Below are 19,230 nucleotides of genomic sequence, written 5' to 3'. Positions count from 1 at the left end.
CAGGCATGGTCTTTCTCGCTCGAATCGGCCCTTGGTCTGGGGATCCCGAGTTCCGCGGTTGATGGGCACATAGGCTCCTTCTGATTCGTGTTTGTGCTGGTAGTGGGTCTGCGGCGTCCTCGGAATCTCCGAAAAGCGTGGGCACACGACTTGTGGTGTCGGGCTTGATCACGCTGGCTGTTCCTGGTCGGCTGGTGGGCATGTATCTGCGGGCGACGCAGCGGAAGAACCGGGACGGCACGGTCGTGCGATACGTGCAGCTGGCGCACAACCGTCGGGTGGACGGGGTCACGCAGGCGCAGGTGCTGTTGAACCTGGGCCGGGAGGACCAGCTCGACCGCGACGGGCTGGCGCGGCTGGTCACCTCGATCAACCGCTACCTGGGCACCGCTGATGGGGCGGTGGCGGATGCCACGCAGCTGGTCGGGGACGGGCTGTCCGTGACCGGCTCACGCCCGGTAGGGGCGGTGCACCTGCTCGACGGGCTGTGGCGGGCGCTGGAGATCGACACCGCGCTGCGCAAGGTACTCGGGCCGCGCCGGTTCGCCACCGACGTGGAGCGGGTGCTGTTCGCGCTGGTCGCCAACCGGGCCATCGACCCGATGTCGAAGCTCTCCGCGGGCGAGTGGGCCAGCCACGACGTGGCGATCGACGGACTCGAGTCGATGGACGAGGACCAGGCCTACCGCGCCATGGACCTGCTGGTGGAGGCCGACGCCCAGGCCGAGGTACAGGAAGCGGTGTTCTTCGCCGTGGCCAACCTGCTCAACCTCGAGGTCGACCTGCTGTTCTTCGACACCACGTCCACCTATTTCGAGCGCGACACCGAGGACAGCGGCGACGAGGCGTTCCGCCGTTACGGCCACTCCAAGGACCACCGTGACGACCTCCCGCAGATCGTCATCGGGCTGGCCGTCACCAAGGAGGGCATCCCGGTGCGCGTGTGGTGCTGGCCCGGCAACACGTCCGATCAGGCAATCCTGCCCGGAGTGAAGGACGACATGCGCGGCTGGCGCCTCGGACGCGTCATCACCGTCGTCGACCGCGGATTCTCCAGCGCGGACAACCTGGCCTATCTGCGCCGCGCCGGCGGGCACTTCATCGCCGGGATGCGCATGCGCGACGGGAATCCGCTGGTCGAGCAAGTACTCGCCCGTCAGGGCCGCTACCAGCAGGTCAAAGAGAACCTGCGAATCAAGGAAGTCCGCCTCGGAGCTGACACCGACGTGCGGTTCGTCATCTGTCACAACCCCGAACAGGCCGAGCGCGACCGCACCCAACGCGAAGACGCGCTCACCCGACTGGAAGCCGAGCTCGAGCGGATCAAGCAGGCACGCGAACGCGACCGCAAGAAGACGAACGCGACAACCCGACAGAAGGCTGAAGCCGCGCACACCAAGGCCGAATGCGCACTGCGCGATCACCCGACCCTGGGCCGCTGGCTGCACCAGTCACCGACCGGCAGGTTGTCACTCAACCGCGCGAAGATCAAGCAGGAGGAACGGCTGGACGGCAAGTACCTCATCGCCACCTCCGACCCACACCTCAGCGCCGAGGACACCGCCCTGGGCTACAAGAACCTCCTGGAAGCCGAGCGCGGATTCCGCGACCTCAAGTCCAGCCTGCTACTGCGGCCGGTCTTCCACCGGCTCGAACACCGCATCCGTGCCCACGTCCTGCTGTGCTGGTTGGCGCTACTGCTCGTGCGCCTCGCCGAACGTCGCGCCGGCATGACCTGGCGGCGCATCAACACCGAACTCAGCCGGGTCCACGCCGTGACGCTGACCGGCAGCGCCGGCACCGCCGTGCACACCACACCGCTCACCACCGCCCAGGCGGCCATTCTGCGCGATTGTCAGGTATCCGCCCCGACCACCGTGACCGCGCTAGACCCGGCCTGACCAGGCAAAACACCCACCCGAGCCTGGCGAACGGCGTAGGCACACGCCCCCTCCGCGCCCTCACGGGCGTTCCCCCAGGTCAAACCCCGAATCCGACCCGCCCATGTGCCTCTCAACTGCGGAACCCGGGGGGATACGAGGGCCGTTTTATGGGCGTGCATTTGGCGTGGCCACCCGGATTCAGCCCGTCACAGCCGTACACCGTCGGACTCGGCGTGATCGTATGTCCAGGCTGTTCACGCAGGTGGAGGGCCTGGATTTTGCACTTCAGAGGGGTGCCCCCGGTGCGACTCGAACGCACACTGGACGGATTTTGAGTCCGCTGCCTCTGCCGATTGGGCTACGGGGGCCTGATGAAGCTGCTGTTAACGACGGTGGGGATCACATCATGGCCTAAGCCTAGCCCGGTAATCTTGGAGGCTGAGCCCCGACCCGGAACAAGGGAGTACCCCCGTGACCAAGGCTGCAGCGCCTCGGCAACCCCAGGCCGAGGTGTCCCCTGTGACGCACCGCGTCCTCATCGCCGAGGACGAGGCGTTGATCCGCCTCGACCTGGCGGAAATGCTTCGTGAAGAAGGATATGACGTGGTGGCCGAGGCCGCCGACGGCGAATCGGCGATCGAACTGGCCCGTGACCTGCGCCCGAGCCTGGTCATCATGGACATCAAGATGCCGAAGGTGGACGGTATCTCCGCCGCCGGCACGATCGTGGGCGAGCGGATCGCCCCGGTGGTCATGCTGACCGCGTTCAGCCAGCGCGACCTGATCGAACAGGCCAGGGACGCCGGAGCGATGGCGTACCTGGTCAAGCCGTTCGCGCGGCACGAGCTGGTGCCGGCCATCGAGCTGTCGGTGAGCAGGTTCGCCGAGATGCAGGCGTTGGAGAACGAGGTCGCCACGCTGACCGATCGGCTGGAGACGCGCAAGGCCATCGACCGGGCCAAGGGCCTGCTGATGACCAACAACGCGATGACCGAGCCGGAGGCCTTCCGCTGGATCCAGCGCACCGCTATGGATCGCCGCAGCACCATGCGCGCCGTCGCGGACGCGATCATCAGTGGATTGGACACGCCGGCCGCCGCCGAGTAGCCGGCGCGGCTGGTCGTGGCGAACCCGGATGAGCCTGCTAGGCCATCCGGGTAGTTGTCGGTGCGGCGCGGTGACCAGTTGAGAGTGGCTGGCGCCCGTTTGTAGCGGAGAGCGGCCAGATGATCACGCTCGGCGAGTTTCCAGTTGCGTTCTGGTAAAGAGCGTGACAGCTGGGATGACGCCACCCGTCAAGGTCCACTAGGTTTCCCACGCTCACGAATGGGTGACTTGCGCCTGCCCCTACCCGGGGTCGGCGCCGGATCAGCTCGCTTAGCTGCAGGAGGTTTCCAGGATGAGTCGGAAGCGGACGGTTGTCGCGGCCGCGGCGTTGCTCGCCGGTGCGTTGGCACTGTCGGCATGCGGCGGAGGGGGCGGCGGAACCGGGGGTGGCGGCGGGTCCGATGCCAATACCTTGAAGATCGGGTTCATGGGTGACCTCACCGGAGAGAACTCCGGCATCGTCATCCCGCCGCGGAATGGCGCGCGGATGGCGTTCGACGCCTACAACGCGACCAACCCGCCCAAGAAGATCGAGTTGGTCGAGTACGACAGCCAGGGCAGCGCGGACCAGGCGGTGCCGCTGGTGAACAAGGCGATCCAGCAGGACAAGATCGTCGGGTTGATCGGCCCGGCGTTCTCCGGCGAGTCCAAGGCGGCCGACCCGGTCCTGGAACAGGCCAAGATCCCCAACATCTCGCCGTCCGCCACCAACCCGGGGCTGGCCCAGAACGGCTGGAAGTTCTTCCACCGCGTGGTCGCGCCGGACTCCGCGCAGGGTCCCGCCATCGCGGACTTCCTGATCTCGGCGAAGAGCCCCAAGAAGGCCTTCGTGATCAGCGATGACCAGGAGTACAGCGTCGGGTTGGCCGATGCGGTGAACCAGCAGCTCACCGCCAAGGGCGTGCCGGTGCAGCGCGACCAGTTCGCGCAGGCCGCTTCGGACTACTCCTCGTCGGTCGCCAAGATCAAGGCCGACAGCCCGGACGTGATCTTCTACGGCGGTTACTACGCTCAGGCCGGCCGGCTGCTCAAGCAGATCCGCGACGCCGGGGTCACCGCGGTGTTCGCCACCGGTGACGGGAGCTTCGACGTCGGGCTGATCAACGGTGCCGGCGGGCCGGCGGCGGAGGGCGCGGTCGTCAGCTGCCCGTGCGCGGTGCCGAGCGCGAGTGCGACGCAGGGTGCCTTGAAGGCGTTCTACGACCAGTACAAGGAGAAGTTCAAGCTGGACCCGGCGGTGTACGCCACCGAGGGGTACGACGCCGCAACGGCGTACGTCAAGGCCATCCAGGCCGGCAACACGACGGCCGAGACGATCAACACCTTCCTGGCCACACTGTCCTTCGACGGTGTTGCCAAGCCGGTGAAGTTCCAGCCCGATGGTGACGTCGTGAGCACCGACATCTTCGTCTACCAGGTGAAGAGTGGACAGCTGGCACTGCTAGGAAATACCAAGGACGCAAAACTAGGCTGAGCCGACCGAACACGCGGGGGAGCGGGCGCCAAGTTGCGGCCGCTCTTCCGCGTGTATCGGACTAACCGGGCGCGCACCTCCTCGCGCGCCGTCGCCCTGAGCGCGCCGTCCTCCGCGAGCGCGCCACCTCGGAGGCTTTTCGCGCAGTGCTCAACGACTTCATCGAACAATTCGGGCCCAGCACCGTCGGCGGACTGGTGGCCGGCTCGATCTACGCGCTGGTCGCGCTGGGCTACACCATGGTCTACGGGGTGCTGCGGCTGATCAACTTCGCGCACTCCGAGATCTTCATGATCGGCACCTTCGCCACCCTCTTCGTGCTCAGCCTGATCGGGCTGCCCGGTCCGCTGACCGGCCTCGCCCTGGTCGGCATGATCGTGCTGTTGATCGTCGCGGCGATGGCGGCCTCCGGCGGAGCGGCTGTGTTGCTCGAGATCCTGGCCTACCGGCCGCTGCGCAAGCGCAACGCGCCACGGCTCGCGGCGCTGATCTCGGCGATCGGCGCGTCGGTGTTCCTGCAGGAGCTGTTCGCGCTGGTCGTCATCCCGGACGTGTTCAACAAGCCGGGCCGGATCGACACGGCGGTTCCCCGGCTGGTGGACCGGGACACCGTGTTCACCGTCTTCGGCGCCGATATCAAGACCGACCAGCTGGTCATCTTCATCGCCGCCGTGGTGATGATGGTCGCGCTGGACCAGTTGGTGGCGCGGACCAGGATCGGTCGCGGCATCCGGGCCACCGCGCAGGACCCCGAGGCCGCGGTGCTGATGGGCGTCAACATCGACACGATCGTCCGGCTGACCTTCCTGCTCGGCGGCGCGATGGCCGGCGTGGCCGGGGTGCTCTACGCGATGGAGTTCGAGAACATCAGCTACAAGATCGGCTTCGTGCTGGGCATCAAGGCGTTCACCGCCGCGGTGCTCGGCGGCATCGGCAACATCAGGGGCGCCCTGATCGGCGGGGTCGCCCTGGGCCTGGTGGAGAACTGGGGCGCAATCTTCTTCGGCTCCCAGTGGAAGGACGTCATCGCGTTCGTCATCCTGGTGGTCGTGTTGCTGTTCCGGCCGACCGGCATTCTGGGCGAGTCCCTGCAGCAGGCACGCGCATGAGCGACCGGACGGATTCCCACCTCGGCAGCCCGCTGAGCCGGGCCCGCCGGGGCATGACGGGCCTCAGCGACAACATCCGGGACCGCTGGGCGGATGCCTCGAAGTGGCAGCGCTGGCTGGTCTATGCCGTGCTGCTCGCGCTGGCGATCGTGGCGCCCAGCCCGGCCATCGGCTCGTTCATGTCGCCGTACACCGACTGGGCCTCGCTGCTGTTCAACCCGATCGGCACCTACATCCTGCTGGCCATCGGGTTGAACATCGTGGTCGGTCACGCCGGCCTGCTCGACCTCGGCTACGTCGCGTTCTTCGCCATCGGCGCGTACACGCTGGCCTACCTGGGGATCAAGCACGGGTTCACGTTCTGGCCGACGTTGATCCTGGGCATGGTGCTCGCCTCGGTCTCCGGGGTCATCCTGGGTGCTCCGACACTGCGGCTGCGCGGTGACTACCTGGCCATCGTGACGCTCGGGTTCGGTGAGATCGTGCGGATCACCGCGACGAACACCAACGCGATCGGCGGCGCCCGCGGCCTGACGCCGGTGCCGCACCCGCCGGGCCTGTTCGGCGTGGAGTTCACCCTCGACCCGCTGCCGTACTACTACCTGGTGCTGGCCATGATTGTGCTGGCCATCGTGTTCTCGCTGCGCCTGGAGCGCAGTCGGGTCGGCCGCGCCTGGACCGCTATCCGGGAGGACGAGGACGCCGCCGAGCTGATGGGCGTGCCGACCTTCAAGTTCAAGCTGCTCGCGTTCGCGATCGGCGCCATGGTCGGTGGCCTGGCCGGGGTGGTCTGGTCTGGCAAGGTCATCTTCATCGCGCCGACGAACTTCCCGTTCATCCTCTCCGCCACCATCCTGGCCGCGGTGCTGCTGGGTGGTGCCGGGAACATGCCCGGCATCATCGTCGGGGCGTTCCTGATCGCCTGGCTGCCGGAGCGTTTCCGGGGCTTCGCCGAATATCGCATCCTGGTTTTCGGCGCGGCGCTGGTGATCATGATGGCGCTGCGCCCGCAGGGCCTGATCCCGTCCCGGCGCCGCAGCGCGGAGATGGCGGAGGGCGGGGCGCACAGCCCGATGGGCGCCGAGGTGGCCGATCCGAGCTCGGCTCCGGTGGAGGTGCCGAAATGACCCAGCCGGGGATGACGGGACCGGAGTCGACCCAGCCGGGGTCGACCCAGCCTGGTGTGGCCCAGCCGGGGTCGACAGCGCCGGTCGCATCACCAGGGCGGGGCACCGCGGCCGAGTCGGTGCCGGCGCTGGAGCTGGACAAGGTCGTCATGCGGTTCGGCGGTGTCGTCGCGCTGCGCGAGGTGACCCTGCGGGTCGCACAGGGCCAGATCGCGGCACTGATCGGGCCCAACGGCGCGGGCAAGACCACGGTGTTCAACGTGGTCACCGGGGTGTGCCGGCCGACCGAGGGCGCGGTGCGGTTCCAGGGCAGGCAGATCGACGGGATGAAGCGGTTCAAGATCGTCAAGCAGGGCGTCGCCAGGACCTTCCAGAACATCCGGCTCTTCTCCAACATGTCGGCGCTGGAGAACGTCATGGTCGGTGCCGACGCGCACCACAGGACGGGTGCGGTCGGCGCCGCGCTCGGACTGCCCTGGCACCGGCACGAGGAGAAGGAAGGCCGGGCGAAGGCCGCCGAGCTGTTGGACTTCGTGGGCATCTCACACCGCCTCACCGACAGCGCCAGCAACCTGCCCTACGGCGACCAGCGGCGCCTGGAGATCGCCCGCGCGCTGGCAACCGACCCTAAGCTGTTGCTGCTCGACGAGCCGGCCGCCGGGATGAACCCCGCGGAGAAGCGGTCCCTGCAGGAGCTCATCAGGCGGATCCGCGACTCCGGTCGGACGGTGCTGCTCATCGAGCACGACATGGGACTGGTGATGGATATCAGCGACCGCATCACGGTGCTCGACTTCGGCCAGAAGATCGCCGAGGGGCTGCCGCGTGAGGTTCGGGCCGACCCACGGGTCATCGAGGCCTACCTGGGAGCGCCGGCCGATGCTTCTTGAGGTTGAAAACATCGCCGTGCACTACGGCAAGATCGCCGCGCTGAAAGGTGTCAGCCTGCAGGTCGACTCCGGCGAGATCGTGGCGCTGATCGGCGCGAACGGGGCCGGCAAGACCACCACGCTGAAGACCATCTCCGGGCTGCGGCCGCTCACCGCGGGGCGGATCAGCTTCGACGGCAAGGACATCAGCCGGATGCCCGGGCACCGCAGGGTGGTCGTCGGCATCGGGCAGGCGCCCGAGGGGCGGGGCATCTTCCCCGGCATGTCCGTGCAGGAGAACCTGCTGATGGGCAGCTACGCGCGCAAGCGCTTCAACAAGGAAGCGGAGCTGGCCGAGGTCTACGAGCTGTTCCCCCGCCTCGCCGAGCGCAAGACGCAGGCCGGCGGCACCATGTCCGGCGGTGAGCAGCAGATGCTCGCGATCGGCCGGGCGCTGATGGCGAAGCCGAAGGTGTTGCTCCTGGACGAGCCGTCGATGGGGCTCGCGCCGATCCTGGTGAACCAGATCTTCTCGATCATCTCCGAGATCAACCGGCGCGGCACCACGGTGCTGTTGGTCGAGCAGAACGCGACGCAGGCGCTGCAGTTGGCCGACCGGGCCTACGTGCTCGAGACCGGCCGGGTGGTCAAGTCGGCGCCGGCACACGACCTGCTCAGCGACCCCGAGGTCCAGGCCGCCTATCTGGGTGGCGATCTGGACACCGAGGTCGGCGCGGACGGCCCTTGACCCCGTGAGTGGTATTGGTCGCCAATGGCGACCAATACCACTCACAGGCCATGACCAGACCCGCGTTGATCAGTGCCCGACGGTGGCGGGCGTGCCGGCCCCGTTCCAGTCCACCAGCTGCACGATGACCCCGTTGGGATCGCGTACCTGGAACGCCCGCTCGCCCCACCCCTCCTCGGTGAGCGGCATCGTGATGACCACGCCCTCCGAGCGCAGCCTCGCCAGCTCGCCCTCCAGGTCGTCGACGGTGAACGCCAGGATCAGGCCCCGGGCGTGGTCGTCGCGCTGATCGGCGGGCAGGGTGGCCAGGCCACGCCGCAGGAACACGACGTTCATGCCGGTATCCGGGCGGGCCAGCGAGGCGAATCCCTCGGCGACCATCTCGGTCCGGAAACCGAAGTGCTCGACCAGGAACGTGCTGGATGCCTCCGGATCGTCGACGTTCAGAGATACGGCGGACGCGCTGACCCGCATGAACCCTCCCGGGGGATGGTGAGAAAACTATGTACGAAGTACAACGTACTGCGTACAGCAATAGTTCCGGAAGGAGTTCTGTGCCGTCCGAGCACACCGGCGCCGGCGACCCGGCGCGGACTCTCGAGCTGCTGTGGCGCCATGCCTCGGCCGTCGCCGGGCCGGCCGAAGCGGGCGCGGAGCCGGCCGCCGGACCGGGTGCGCCGGCCGGTCGGCGGTCCGGTCGGCTGTCCGGTCGGCGGGGCCCCCGCCCCGGGCTGACCGTCGACGCGGTGGTGGCGTCCGCGATCGCGCTGGCCGACTCCGCCGGGCTCGACGCGGTCACCATGCGCCAGTTGGCCACCGCGCTCGGCGTGGCGCCGATGACCCTGTACACCTACGTGCCGGGCAAGGCCGAGCTGCTCGACCTGATGCTGGACACGGTGTACGGGGAGCTGCCACTCGCGGACAGCTCCGGGCAACCGTGGCGGTCGCGGTTGGCGGCGGTGGCCGAGCAGAACCGCGCGCTGTACACGGCCCACCCGTGGGCGGCCGAGATCTCCACCGCCCGCCCGCCGCTCGGCCCCGGCCAGCTCGCCAAGTACGAGCACGAACTCGCCGCGCTCGACGGGCTCGGCCTTGACGACGTGACGATGGATGCCGTGCTGACCTACCTGCTCGGCTTCGTGCAGGGCTGGGCCAGGGCGGCGGCCGATGCGCGAGCCCTGCGCGGGGCGGATGCCCTGGGGTCGGCGTTGGACGACGAGCGCTGGTGGGCGGCGAACGCACCGCTGCTGGAGCGGGTGTTCGACCCGGCGCGGTACCCGCGAGCGGTCCGGGTGGGGTCGGCGGCCGGCGCGGCGCACGGTGCTGCCTACAGCCCCGACCACGCCTACGGGTTCGGGCTGGCCAGGGTGCTGGACGGGCTCGGGGCGCTGCTCGGGCAGTCCTGACCGGGTGGCCGTGCTCGGGTCGGTCAGCTGGGCAGCGGGATGTCCAGGAACTCGAGGTTCTTCAGGTCGGTCAGTGTCGGCCCGCCGTGCACCCGCAGCGCGGTCGGGCGGGTGTCGCGGGGTACGTCGTAGTAGAGGTCGAACTCGACCCGGACGTTGGCGCCCAGGTCGAACTGGCCGGGCTGGCGCTTGATCAGCATCGCCTGCGGGTCGACGTCGTGCGCCGTGCCGTCGGCGGTGACCAGCTGCTGGCGGCCGGTGTCGAACGCGGTGCCGGAGCGCCCGGTGTTCACCACGACCAGCCGGATCCGCACGTACCGGCCCTTGGGCTGCCACTCCGCGTGGCTGCCCGCGATGACGTCCAGCTGGGTCAGCCCGATCAGGGTGAACTGGGTGTCGCCCTGGGTCTGGGGCGGCAGTGCCAATGGCTGCTCGCTGGGGCGCACGGGTCTCGGCGGCAGGTTGTAGGTGGGCACAGTGGGCGCCGCCGGTGCCGGGGTTGTGGCGGGGGCGGCGGCACAGCCGGCCAGCAGCAGCCCGGCCACCACCGCGAACATCCATCCCGCCGGGCGGGAGCTGCGCTGCACCCGCTGAACCTACCCGGCGGTAGCAGGCTGGTCAGCCCGTCCAGCCCGGACGGACCAGGCCGGTCTCGTAGGCGAGCACCACCAGCTGGGCCCGGTCCCGCGCCGCGAGTTTGACCATCGCCCGGCTGACGTGGGTCTTGGCGGTGGCCGGGCTGACCACCAGCCGGGCCGCGATCTCGTCGTTGGACAGCCCCTCCGCGACCAGTGCCACGATCTCCCGCTCCCTGGTCGTCAGCAGGTCCAGCTCGCGCACCGAGCGGCCGGGACGGGCCCGGCGGGCGAACTCGCCGATCAGCCGGCGGGTCACCCTGGGGGACAGCAGCGCCTCGCCCTCGGCGATCACCCGGACCGCGCGCAGCAGCTCGACCGGCTCGGTGTCCTTGACCAGGAAGCCACTGGCGCCGGTCCGGACCGCCTCGAAGACGTACTCGTCCTCGTCGAAGGTGGTCAGGATCAGCACCCGCACCCCGGACAGCGCCGGGTCGCCGACGATCCGCCGGGTCGCCTCCAGACCGTCGGTGCCGGGCATCCGGATGTCCATCAGCACCACGTCCGGGCGGGTCTCGGCGGCGGCCCGCGCGGCCTCGGCCCCGTCGGCCGCCTCACCGACGACGGTGATGTCGGGCTGGGCGTCCAGCAACGCGCGGAACCCGGCCCGGACCAGTGCCTGGTCGTCGGCAAGCAGCACCTTGATCACGGGTGGCCGTCCCCTCGGCTCGAGGCGGCGGACTCCGGGTCCGCCCCGGTCGGCGTCGGGACCGGCAGCTCGGCGCGGACCCGGAACCCGCCGCCCGGGGCGGGCCCGACCCACAGCTGCCCGCCCAGCGCGGCGGCCCGCTCCCGCATGCCGGGGATGCCGTTGCCCGCCCCGGCTACATCACCGTCCGCGCTGGCCGCCGTGCCCGGGCCCGCCCCGTCGTCGTCCACCTGGACCACCACCGCGGCGGCCGCGTACTCGATCAGCACCGCCGCGGTCGCCGCGCCGGCATGCCGGTGCACGTTCGTCAGCGCCTCCTGGGTGATGCGGAACGCGGCGGTGTCCACGGCGGACGGCAGCGGCCGGGGCTCGCCGGTCCGCCGCACCGCGACGGCGAGCCCGCTGCCGCGGACCCGTGCGGCGAGCTCGTCCAGGCCGGCCAGCCCGATGACGGGGGAGCGCGGCAGGTTCTCGTCCACCCGGCGCAGCACGCCGAGCATGGTGCGCAGCTCGACAAGTACCTCCTTGCTGGACGCCTTGATCGCGGTCAGTGCCTCCCTGGCCAGCCCGGGTTGCTCGTCGAGCAGGTGCAGCGCGGTGCCGGCCTGCACGTTGATCAGCGATACGTGGTGCGCCAGCACATCGTGCAGGTCGCGCGCGATGCGCAGCCGCTCCTCGGTGGCGACCCGTTCGACGGCCTCCGCGCGGGACCGGCGCTCCCGCACCAGGCGCTCCCGGCGCGTGCGGACGAGCTCGCCGAGGGTCAGGATCAGCAGCAGCCACGCCGCCACCCCGGACAGCACCCACCAGCTCGGCGGCCCCGACCGCGCCCAGGTGACCGCGATCAACCCCAGGTAGGTCAGCCCGGCGAGCACCCAGGCCGGCCGGCTGTGCCCCAGACACACAGCGCTGACCAGTGCGAACACGAAGGACACCACGACCGGGCCGAACGGATAGCCGCCCGCGAGATAGCCGAGCAGCAGTACCGAGGTGACCACCAGCGTCGGCACCGCGAACCGGTACCTGGCCAACAGCGCCACCGGCCCGGCCAGTAGCAGCGCGACCGCCACCGCGTCCAGCGGCCGGGCGTTCAGTTGGTGGGTGGCCGCCCCGGCGGTGCCGACGAGCTGGATCGCGGCGGCGAGCAGCGCCGGCCCCAGCAGCCGTGCCGCCCCGGCATAACGCTCCACACCGCAGACCGTAGCCAGTCCCGGGCCTCGGGTCGTCCGCCCGGAGGGGGTGCCGTGACTACGCCGAGGGCGGTAGGCGGGCCCGCGCGGGAGCCGCCGCCACGACGACGCGCGGGCCGGGGTGCGGCGCGCAGCATGGGCGGCATGACTGAGAACACCGAGAACACCGATACCAGGACAGAGATTCGCGCCTCGGATGCTGAGCGGGAGCAGACCGCCGACCTGATCAGGCAGGCCGCCGCCGAGGGCCGGCTGACCATGGCCGAGCTCGAGGAGCGGCTGACCACGACCTACGGCGCGCGGCTGCGCCACGAGCTGCCGCCGCTGGTCGCCGACCTGCCGGCGCCGCCCCGGTCCACTCCGGCCGGGCCGGAGTCCCGGCGGTTGAGCAGCTGGGACCGGGCGGCGCTGGGACTGCATGCGGCGCTGGTCGCCGCGCTGGTGGTCGCTGTGCTGGCGCGGTGGGTGGCCGGCGGGGCGGTGTTCTTCTGGCCGGTGTTCCCGATCTTCTGGGCAGTGCTCAGCCTTGTCGTGCACGCCCGGCTGCGCCGCTTCGGGTCGGGGTACCCGCGCTGGACCCGAGCCGGCGAACCGGGCTGACCGCTGGCCGCGGCGCCGCGGTCAGGCCGGCGCCGGGCCTGGCCGGCGGTCCAGGTGCATGCAGGTGAGCCGGCCGGTGCAGGTCCGGCGGCCCTGCTCGTCGGTAATGACCACCTCGAACGTGGAGGTGCTGCGGCCGACGTGGATCGGGGTGGCGACCCCGGTGACGAGGCCCTCGGTGGCGCTGCGGTGATGCGTGCACGCCAGCTCCAGGCCGACCGGGAAACGCTCCGGCAGCGTGTGCTGGGCGGCCGCCGTCGAGCCCAGGCTCTCCACCAGCACACCGCTGGCGCCGCCGTGCAACAGTCCGAACGGCTGCTTGTTGCCGGCCACCGGCATGGTGCCGACCACCCGCTCGCGGCTGACCTCGAGGATCTGGATGCCCATCCGGTCGGCCAACTGCTCGGCGGCCAGTTCGGGGGGCAGTGCGGGCAGGTGCGGCGAGCGGGTCGACATCAGCGCAGCTTATGCGTCGTTCAAAACCACCTCGGCCCCACCTCGGCCAGCCCTCATGCCACCTCGGCCGGTGGGACGGTCCACCCGACGGCCGGCGCCCCGGACGTGGGCAGCCTGAGCCAGGCGGCGGCGAGGCGCTCCATGGCGAGCTCGAGCCTCGGCTCGGGCAGCGTGTAGGGCAGCCGCAGGCATCGCTCGAACGCACCGTCCAGCCCGAACCGGGGGCCCGCGGCGAGCAGCACGCCGTGCCGGCTGGCCGCCGCGACCAGTGCGCTCGAGACCGGGGCGCCGAGGTCGGCCCACAGCGACAGGCCACCGGTCGGGACGTCCGCGTGCCAGCTCGGGAAGTACCTGGCCATCAGGTCGAGCAGGTGCCCACGCGCCGAGCGCAGCGTCGGCAGCCGGGCGGCCAGCACGTCGTCGATGTTCGTCATCAGGTGCCGGGTGACCAGTTGGTCGAGCACCGACGTGGAGATGTCCACCGAGGCGCGTGCCCTGGCGATCTGTTCGATCATCGGCCGCTGGGCCCGCACCCAGCCGATCCGCAGCCCACCCCAGAGGGTCTTGCTCGCCGAGCCGACGGTGATCATCGGGGCGGAGTTGCTCTCCCTCGCCTGGCTGGCCAGCGGTGGCGGCGGCGACCCGTCCAGCGGGAGCTCGCTCACCGTCTCGTCGATCAGCATCGTGGTCCGGGTGCGCCGGCACAGCTCGACGATCTCGGTGCGCTGGGCGTCGCCCATGACCCGGCCGGTGGGGTTCTGGTAGTCCGGCATGAGGTAGACCAGCCGGGGGCAGGCGTCCCGGACCGCGGCGGCGATGGTGTCCAGGTCCCAGCCGTCCCCGGCGAACCCGACCGGCACCGCGCGGGCGTGCTCGCGGGCGATGGCGTCCAGCGCGTTGGGGTAGGTGGGGTGCTCGACCAGCACCCGGTCACCCGGGGACACCAGTGCGGCCAGCACCACCGCGATGGCCTGCTGGGCGCCGCAGGTGATCAGGATCTGGTCCCTCGTGGTGGGCAGCCCGCGCCGGGTGAACCGGTCCGCCACGGTCTCGCGCAGCGCGTCCAGCCCGTAGAGCTGGTAGCCACTGCCGCCGAGGTAGCAGGCCATCTGGTCGGTCGCCCAGGCCAGTGCGCTGGTCATCGCCTCCGGTGGGGCGGCGAGCGCGGCGTAGGCCAGGTCGATCGCGGAGCTGTCGCCGGCCGGTGCGAACGGGCTGAGCTCGCCGCCACCGGGCGTCTCCGGCAGGGTCGTCCAGCTGCCCGAGCCCCGCCTGCTGTGCAGGAAGCCGGTCTGGCGCAGCAGGTCGTAGCTGGCCGCGACGGTGGTCCGGCTGACCCGCAGGGCCGTGGCCAGCTCGCGTTCGGCCGGCAGCCGGGTGCGGGTGGGCAGCCGCCCGTCCAGCACCAGCAGCTTGATCCTGTCGGCCAGCTCGGCATAGGCCACCCCGGCACCCTCGGTCCGCCACGGGCCCAGGTGCTTGGCCATAGTCCGGCCGGTCACGTGCCGATCACCATCCATGGACCAGTCCACTTCCTCGTAATTGGCTCTGTGTGAGCAATCCAATCAAGGTAAGGATAGGTCCACAGGGAGGCGATGGCTATGACTGGCCTGCTGATTGTCGTAGGACTGATGGCATTGGCGCTCATCGCGCCGCGGTACGGGATGGACCTTCGGGACTCGAGTGACTGGAGGTGGCAGACGGGCCGGAGCGTGCCCGTGCGCGGGGCGTGGCACACGCCGAGGTCGGACCTGGCGGCACTGAACCGCCGGATGGCGCGGGTGGGCCGGATCCTCGCCCGCCGCTGGGAGGCTCAGGAACGGGCCTGGGGCGCGGCTTGGACGGCGTACCAGCCGTGGCGCGGGGACGACGTGCCGAACCAGCTGCACGACCTGCCGGCCCAGATCTACGCCAGGGCGCGGGCCGACCGGGCGAGGGCCGCGCGGCTCGAGGCAAAGCGGCTCGAGGCGGAGTCGGCGGCCGACCCGGGTGAGCTGCGCTGGCGGCTGTGCGAGGGCTTTTGGGCGCTGGAGGGCAGGCTGCTGCCGAGCGCGCCGCCGGCCGGCGACCCGTCCAACGAGCGGCCGGTACACCAGGACTAGCGGGGTCCGGCGCGACTCCGGGCGGCCGGGCGGGCCGGTCACCCGGAGCCGGCCGAGAATGGTCGGGGGGTCGGCCTAGACTCGCTCGGGTGACTGCCACCACCGCCTCGACGACCGGCACGGAGCTAGCCCCGGAGCAGGATCGGGCCGAACGCCGGCTGCTCCTGCTCGACGGACATTCGCTGGCCTACCGCGCGTTCTACGCGCTGCCGGCGGAGAACTTCCGCACCCAGACCGGGCAGACCACGAACGCGGTGTACGGCTTCACCTCGATGCTGATCAACCTGCTGCGCGACGAGAAGCCGACGCACCTCGCGGTGGCCTTCGACGTGTCGCGCAAGACGTTCCGGTCCGAGGCGTTCGCCGAGTACAAGGCCAACCGCACCACCACCCCGGACGACTTCCGCGGCCAGGTCGAGCTGATCCGCGAGGTGCTCAACGCGCTGGCCGTGCCGTCCATGGCGGTGCCGGGCTACGAGGCCGACGACATCATCGCCACCCTCGCCAGCAAGGCCGAGGCGCAGGGCTACCGGGTGGAGATCTGCACCGGCGACCGGGACGCGTTCCAACTGGTCGGGGACGCGGTCACGGTGCTCTACCCGAAGCGCGGGGTGTCCGACCTGGCCCGGATCGACCCGGCCGAGGTGAACACCCGCTACGGCCTGACGCCGGCGCAGTACCCGGACTTCGCCGCGCTGCGCGGCGACCCGAGCGACAACCTGCCGTCGATCCCCGGGGTGGGGGAGAAGACGGCCGCCAAGTGGATCCGGGAGTACGGGTCGCTCGCCGAGCTGACCGACCGGGTCGACGAGGTGAAGGGCAAGGCCGGCGACGCGCTGCGGGCGAACCTGTCGAACGTGCTGCTCAACCGGCAGCTCACCGAGCTGGTCCGGGAGGTCCCGCTGGACTACGCGCCGGACGACCTGGCGGTCCGGGCCTGGGATCGGGACGCGGTGCACCGGCTGTTCGACGAGCTGGAGTTCCGGGTGCTGCGCGAGCGGCTGTTCGCCACCCTGGCCAGTGCCGAGCCGGAGGCGGACGGCGGGTTCGAGGTGCAGGGCGGCGCGCTGGCCCCGGGTGAACTGCCGGGCTGGCTGGCCGAGCACGCCCGGGACGGCCGCCGGGTCGGGCTGGCCTTCCACGGCGCCCTGGGCAGCTGGATCGGTCGGGACGTGGACGGCATCTCGATCGCCACCGCCGACGGCATCGGCGGCTACCTCGAGCTGGCCGCGCTGTCCCCGGCGGACGAGGCGGCGCTCGGCGACTGGCTGGCCGACCCGGCGGTGCCGAAGGCCGCGCACGACGTCAAGTCGGCGATCCACGCGTTGCGGGCACGCGGCTGGCGGTTGGCCGGGCTGACCAGCGACACCGCGCTGGCCGCCTACCTGGTGCGGCCGGGCCAGCGCAGCTTCGACCTTGCCGACCTTGCGCTGCGCTACCTGCGCCGCGAGCTGCGGGTGGAGGGCGAGCCGGAGGACGGCCAGCTCTCCCTGCTCGGCGGGGTGGAGGAGGCGGACGCCCAGCGCGCCGGCGGCGAGATCCTGCGCGCGCACGCGGTCGGTGAGCTGGCCGACGCGCTGGACGGCGAGCTGGCCAAGCTGGGCGGCGCGGAGCTGCTCGCCGACCTGGAGCTGCCGCTGCTCGGCGTACTCGCCGACCTGGAGGCGGCCGGCATCGCGGTCGACCACGACTCACTCGCCGAGTTGGAGGCAGACTTCGCGGCACAGGTGAAGCAGGCCGCGCAGGACGCCTACACGGAGATCGGCAAGGAGATCAACCTCGGATCGCCGAAGCAGCTGCAGGTGGTGCTGTTCGACGAGCTCGGCATGCCGAAGACCAAACGGACCAAGACCGGGTACACCACCGACGCGGACGCGTTGCAGAGCCTGTTCGAGTCGACCGGGCACCCGTTCCTGTCGCACCTGTTGCTGCACCGGGACGCCACCCGGTTGAAGGTCACCGTGGACGGGCTGCTCAAGTCCATCGACGACGACGGCCGGATCCACACCACCTACAGCCAGATGATCGCCGCGACCGGCCGCCTGTCCAGCACCGAGCCGAACCTGCAGAATGTGCCGATCCGCACCGCCGCCGGGCGCCGGATCCGGGAGACCTTCGTGGTCGGGCCCGGGTACGCCGAGCTCATGACCGCCGACTACAGCCAGATCGAGATGCGCATCATGGCGCACCTGTCCGAGGACGCCGCGCTGATCGAGGCGTTCCGGTCACACCACGACTTCCATGCCGAGACCGCCGCCAGGGTGTTCGGCGTGGCTGCCGCCGAGGTCGGTCCGGAGCAGCGCGCCAAGATCAAGGCGATGAACTACGGGCTCGCCTACGGGCTGTCCGCGTTCGGGCTCTCCGGCCAGCTGCGGATCTCCGCCGAGGAGGCCCGGGCCCTGATGGACGACTACTTCGAGACCTTCGGCGGGGTGCGTACGTACCTGCGCAGCATCGTCGACCAGGCCCGCAAGGACGGCTACACCGAGACGATGCTCGGCCGCCGCCGCTACCTTCCCGACCTGACCAGCGACAACCGCCAGCGCCGTGAGATGGCCGAGCGGATGGCGCTGAACGCACCCATCCAGGGCAGCGCGGCGGACATCATCAAGGTGGCCATGCTGCGGGTGCACCGCGCACTGACCGAGGCCGGGCTCCGCTCGCGGATGCTGCTGCAGGTGCACGACGAACTGGTGCTGGAGATCGCCGAGGGGGAGCGGGCGGCGGTCAAGGAGCTGGTCTGCGCCGAGATGGGCGCCGCCCACGTGCTGGACGTCCCACTGGAGGTGTCGGTCGGTGTCGGACGCAGCTGGGACGACGCGGCACACTAGCTGGACAGGCTGACAGCACGCTCAGCTGGACAGGCCGAGTGAGCCGGTCAGGCGACCCACCGCACCGCTGACGTCGGCGCCCCCGGCGGCGTAGCCCTCCGAGGCCGGCCGCTCGGTCAGCACCGCGATCACGTACCGGTTGCCCGTGCCCAGCACGCCGGTGCTGTGCAGGTACTCGGACGCACCATCGACCATCCAGCCCTGCTTGGCCGCCACCCCGGCGGCGCGGGGGTTCCGCAGCAGCCCGAAGGCCTGGTCGAAACCGTCCGCCCCGGTCGGCTGTGCGCTGGCCAGTGCGGTGAGCACGGTCTGCTGGTTGGTCTTGTTCAGCGAGGTCAGCAGGTACTGGTAGACCGCGACCACGTCACGGGCCGACATCTTCGTCTCGCCCCACTCGCCGGGGTTGGCCGGTGGCCGGGTGTCCTGCAGATGCGCCAGGCCGACCAGTTCGGTCACCGTCGTCGGACCGCCGAACTGCTCCCAGAGCACGTTCATCGCGTTGTCGTCGCTGACGGTCAGCACGCGCTGGATGTCGGTCAGCTGGGCCGGCGTGAGCGTGGCCCGGCCGGTCTCGGTGCGGTGCAGGATGTCGACCACGGTGAGCAACTTGACGACCGACGCGGAGTAGAACGGGGTGCTGCCCTCGGAACCGAGGTTCAGCTGCCCGGTCGTCCGGTCGAGCACCGCGACGCCGATGTCCAGCGTGCCGGCGGCGGCGGCGGACATCGCATCCACGGCGGCGACCGCCGAGGCGATGGTGGCGACCGGGCCGGTCTGCACGGTGAGCGCGGGGTGGCTGTCGACCGTGCCCACGGTGTCCGGGGCGACGTGCTGGTCGTGCCGGACGATCAGCGCGGAGGAGCCGATGGTGGCCAGCGCCACCAGCGTCGCGAACGGGACGAGGAACCAGCGCTGGCCGCGGGGCGCGGTCCGGCGGCGGGCCCGAGCCCGGTGGTGCCGCTGTCTCTGATCAACTCCCACGCCTTATTTGACGCCCCGAAGATGACCATCGTTAGCACTGAGGGTTAGTTCACAGTGTCCTGA

At 70.7% G+C, this 19,230-nt stretch carries 18 protein-coding genes and 1 tRNA gene; 11 read left to right on the top strand and 8 right to left on the bottom strand.

The genetic code is table 11. The features are described 5' to 3' along the window. The first annotated feature begins 200 nt into the window (after nt 1-200). Nucleotides 201-1,901 carry an IS1634 family transposase gene (locus ACTXG6_RS35765; protein WP_445190161.1) on the top strand — a complete coding sequence of 567 codons (1,701 nt, stop codon included), beginning with the start codon at nt 201-203 and terminating at the stop codon, nt 1,899-1,901. 276 nt (nt 1,902-2,177) lie between these two features. Here ACTXG6_RS35765 and ACTXG6_RS35760 read toward each other — a convergent pair. Continuing rightward, nucleotides 2,178-2,251: transfer RNA gene (locus tag ACTXG6_RS35760), tRNA-Leu, on the bottom strand. Between the two features lie 151 nt (nt 2,252-2,402). Between ACTXG6_RS35760 and ACTXG6_RS35755 the strand changes: the two genes are divergently transcribed. The 6 genes from ACTXG6_RS35755 (at nt 2,403) to ACTXG6_RS35730 (ending at nt 8,317) form a co-directional block, all read left to right on the top strand. Next, a complete protein-coding gene (locus ACTXG6_RS35755; RefSeq protein ID WP_445183745.1) occupies nt 2,403-2,990 on the top strand; it encodes an ANTAR domain-containing response regulator in 588 nt (195 codons plus the stop codon). Nucleotides 2,991-3,282: 292 nt separating this feature from the next. Next, nucleotides 3,283-4,464, top strand: coding sequence for a branched-chain amino acid ABC transporter substrate-binding protein (locus tag ACTXG6_RS35750; RefSeq protein ID WP_445183744.1), 1,182 nt, complete (start codon nt 3,283-3,285; stop codon nt 4,462-4,464). 146 nt (nt 4,465-4,610) lie between these two features. After that, complete coding sequence (locus ACTXG6_RS35745) at nt 4,611-5,573, top strand: branched-chain amino acid ABC transporter permease (protein ID WP_445183743.1); 963 nt, start codon at nt 4,611-4,613, stop codon at nt 5,571-5,573. Further along, on the top strand, nt 5,570-6,700 hold the full coding sequence (locus tag ACTXG6_RS35740) for a branched-chain amino acid ABC transporter permease (RefSeq protein WP_445183742.1): 1,131 nt from the start codon (nt 5,570-5,572) through the stop codon (nt 6,698-6,700). The genes ACTXG6_RS35745 and ACTXG6_RS35740 overlap by 4 nt, the downstream gene beginning before the upstream one ends. 149 nt (nt 6,701-6,849) lie before the next feature. Next, nucleotides 6,850-7,590, top strand: coding sequence for an ABC transporter ATP-binding protein (locus tag ACTXG6_RS35735; protein WP_445190191.1), 741 nt, complete (start codon nt 6,850-6,852; stop codon nt 7,588-7,590). Continuing rightward, nucleotides 7,580-8,317: an ABC transporter ATP-binding protein gene (locus ACTXG6_RS35730; protein WP_445183741.1), complete on the top strand. Its 738-nt coding sequence runs from the start codon at nt 7,580-7,582 to the stop codon at nt 8,315-8,317. Before ACTXG6_RS35735 ends, ACTXG6_RS35730 begins: the two co-directional genes overlap by 11 nt. Before the next feature lie 69 nt (nt 8,318-8,386). Here the strand turns inward: ACTXG6_RS35730 and ACTXG6_RS35725 are convergent, their stop codons facing one another. Beyond that, nucleotides 8,387-8,791: a VOC family protein gene (locus tag ACTXG6_RS35725; protein ID WP_445183740.1), complete on the bottom strand. Its 405-nt coding sequence runs from the start codon at nt 8,789-8,791 to the stop codon at nt 8,387-8,389. 80 nt (nt 8,792-8,871) lie between these two features. Between ACTXG6_RS35725 and ACTXG6_RS35720 the strand changes: the two genes are divergently transcribed. After that, complete coding sequence (locus ACTXG6_RS35720) at nt 8,872-9,723, top strand: TetR/AcrR family transcriptional regulator (protein WP_445183739.1); 852 nt, start codon at nt 8,872-8,874, stop codon at nt 9,721-9,723. Nucleotides 9,724-9,746: 23 nt separating this feature from the next. On the opposite strand, the gene ACTXG6_RS35715 is transcribed toward ACTXG6_RS35720, so the two are convergent. From ACTXG6_RS35715 to ACTXG6_RS35705, 3 genes are read right to left on the bottom strand one after another with little or no spacing between them, the layout of a single operon-like run. Then, a complete protein-coding gene (locus ACTXG6_RS35715) occupies nt 9,747-10,310 on the bottom strand; it encodes a DUF4352 domain-containing protein (protein ID WP_445183738.1) in 564 nt (187 codons plus the stop codon). 31 nt (nt 10,311-10,341) lie between these two features. After that, nucleotides 10,342-11,007 (bottom strand): response regulator, encoded by a 666-nt coding sequence (locus ACTXG6_RS35710; protein WP_445183737.1) that lies wholly within the window; start codon nt 11,005-11,007, stop codon nt 10,342-10,344. Further along, on the bottom strand, nt 11,004-12,197 hold the full coding sequence (locus ACTXG6_RS35705) for a sensor histidine kinase (RefSeq protein ID WP_445183736.1): 1,194 nt from the start codon (nt 12,195-12,197) through the stop codon (nt 11,004-11,006). The genes ACTXG6_RS35710 and ACTXG6_RS35705 overlap by 4 nt, the downstream gene beginning before the upstream one ends. A gap of 144 nt (nt 12,198-12,341) precedes the next feature. On the opposite strand from ACTXG6_RS35705, the gene ACTXG6_RS35700 reads away from it, so the two are divergent. Next, a complete protein-coding gene (locus tag ACTXG6_RS35700) occupies nt 12,342-12,797 on the top strand; it encodes a DUF1707 SHOCT-like domain-containing protein (protein ID WP_445183735.1) in 456 nt (151 codons plus the stop codon). A gap of 21 nt (nt 12,798-12,818) precedes the next feature. Here the strand turns inward: ACTXG6_RS35700 and ACTXG6_RS35695 are convergent, their stop codons facing one another. Both ACTXG6_RS35695 and yczR read right to left on the bottom strand, forming a co-directional pair. Continuing rightward, the gene (locus ACTXG6_RS35695; protein ID WP_445183734.1) at nt 12,819-13,253 is read right to left on the bottom strand and encodes a PaaI family thioesterase; all 435 of its coding nucleotides are present in this window, start codon (nt 13,251-13,253) and stop codon (nt 12,819-12,821) included. A gap of 53 nt (nt 13,254-13,306) precedes the next feature. After that, nucleotides 13,307-14,755: a MocR-like transcription factor YczR gene (yczR, locus tag ACTXG6_RS35690; RefSeq protein ID WP_445183733.1), complete on the bottom strand. Its 1,449-nt coding sequence runs from the start codon at nt 14,753-14,755 to the stop codon at nt 13,307-13,309. Nucleotides 14,756-14,854: 99 nt separating this feature from the next. Here yczR and ACTXG6_RS35685 point away from each other — a divergent pair, with 99 nt between their 5' ends. Next, entirely contained in the window at nt 14,855-15,355 is a 501-nt protein-coding gene (locus tag ACTXG6_RS35685) for a hypothetical protein (RefSeq protein ID WP_445183732.1), read from the top strand. A 158-nt stretch (nt 15,356-15,513) separates the two neighbouring features. Then, entirely contained in the window at nt 15,514-18,186 is a 2,673-nt protein-coding gene (gene polA / locus ACTXG6_RS35680; protein ID WP_445190190.1) for a DNA polymerase I, read from the top strand. A gap of 21 nt (nt 18,187-18,207) precedes the next feature. Here the strand turns inward: polA and ACTXG6_RS35675 are convergent, their stop codons facing one another. Further along, nucleotides 18,208-19,167: a serine hydrolase gene (locus ACTXG6_RS35675; protein ID WP_445183731.1), complete on the bottom strand. Its 960-nt coding sequence runs from the start codon at nt 19,165-19,167 to the stop codon at nt 18,208-18,210. Between the last annotated feature and the right edge of the window lie 63 nt (nt 19,168-19,230).

Source organism: Pseudonocardia sp. Cha107L01 (assembly GCF_052566575.1).
Note: the sequence above shows the minus strand (reverse complement) of the source record. Positions and strands in the feature narration are given on the sequence as shown.